The 1,552-nt window shown below is 71.7% G+C and carries 2 protein-coding genes; both read right to left on the reverse strand.

The genetic code is table 11. From position 1 onward, the window contains the following. Positions 1-50: 50 nt before the first annotated feature. Positions 51-980 (reverse strand): TIGR01777 family oxidoreductase, encoded by a 930-nt coding sequence (locus tag ACOJSN_RS10605; RefSeq protein WP_420112466.1) that lies wholly within the window; start codon positions 978-980, stop codon positions 51-53. Next, positions 977-1,552, reverse strand: a 576-nt coding sequence (locus ACOJSN_RS10610) for an alpha/beta hydrolase family protein (RefSeq protein ID WP_420112467.1), incomplete at its 5' end; no start/stop codon positions are given. The genes ACOJSN_RS10605 and ACOJSN_RS10610, both read right to left, overlap by 4 nt.

Here is a 1,552-nt window from a genome sequence, read left to right on the forward strand (position 1 = left end):
GCGGCCGTAGAGCGTCGACCAAAGAGTGTCAAGAAGGTCGGTGGATGGGGTCAGCCCAGCTGGACCGGCAACAGTCCCCGTCGGGTCCGAGAGGCGATCTGTGCCAGGGCGCCACGCAGCGCGGGGAACCTGAACTCGAACCCAGAGTCGAGCAGCACGCCGGGGTGCACCCAGCGGCTCTTGAGCACCAGCTCGGGCTCGGTGCCGATGATGCGGCCGCCGATCTCGAGCAGCCACCTGGGCTCGGGCAGCCCGAACGGTGCTCCGAACACCTCGCGCATCTGACGCATCAGCGCGGCGTTGGTCACCGGATTCGGCGTCGCCACGTTGACCGGCCCGGAGATGTCGCTGCGAGCGTAGAGATGGTCGATCGCCCGCGCCACGTCCTCGACATGCACCCAGCTGAACACCTGGCCGCCGTCGCCCATCGGGCCGCCGAACCCCATCCGGGTGAGGTTGATGATCGGGTTGATCGCGCCGCCACCGGCGCCGATCACGATCGACATCCGCAACGCGACCGTGCGCACGCCCTCGGGTGCGTCCGTCAGCTCACGTTCCCACGCTCGGGCGACCTCGACCGAGAAGCCGCCACCGAGCTCACCCGTGGCCTCGTCCTGCGGCCGGTCGCGAGCGTCGCGATAGATGGTCCCGGTACTGGCGTTGATCCAGACGGAGGGGGGAGCCGTGGTGACCCGGAGAGCCTGCGCGAGCTCCGCCGTCGTGTCCACCCGGGAGCGGAAGATCAGGTCGGTGTTGCGCTTGTTGTAGCGGCAGCTCACCGACCGCCCGGCGAGGTTGACGAGCACGTCGGAACCGTCGAGGAGCTGCGCGATCGCGTCGGTGTCGCCCCAGCGCGCATCGGCGCCCGGGCCGCGGCCGATCGTGCGTACCGTCGCGCCGCGGTGCCGCAGCCGCGCCACCAGGTAGCGACCGATGTAGCCGGAGGCACCCGCGACGACGGCCGAGCGGATCCCTGTCACCGGCCGAGATCGACGTCTGGGACGTCGTCCGCGACGTCGAAGCCGAGCACCTGCCCGTAGAAGGCCAGCTCGGTCTCGAGCGCGAGCGTGATCGCGTCCGCGCTGCGGAAGCCATGGCCCTCGCCGGCGAACTCGACATACGCGATCGGCACCCCGCGCTCGCGCAGCGCGGCTGCCATGCCGGTCGATTGAGCCGGCGGCACCACCCGGTCCTCGGACCCCTGCAGCAGCAGCACCGGTGAGGTGATGCCGTCCACGTGCCCGAGCGGCGAACGCTCGGCGTAGACGGCCTCGTCCTCGGGGTACGGCCCGACCAGGCGGTCGAGGTACCGGGCCTCGAACTTGTGCGTCTCGGCGGCCAACGCGGCCAGGTCGCCGATGCCGTAACGCGAGGTCCCGGCAGCGAACGTGTCGGTGAACGCCAGCCCCGCGAGCGTGGTGAAGCCGCCGGCGGAGCCGCCCCGGATCGCGAGTCGCTGCGCGTCCGCGCGCCCGGCGGCCGCCATCGCGGCGGCACCGGTGGCGCAGTCGATCACGTCCACCACGCCCCAGGCACCGTCGAGCCGCTCCCG

The organism is Pseudactinotalea sp. (assembly GCF_048594945.1).
GTDB lineage: Bacteria > Actinomycetota > Actinomycetes > Actinomycetales > Beutenbergiaceae > Pseudactinotalea.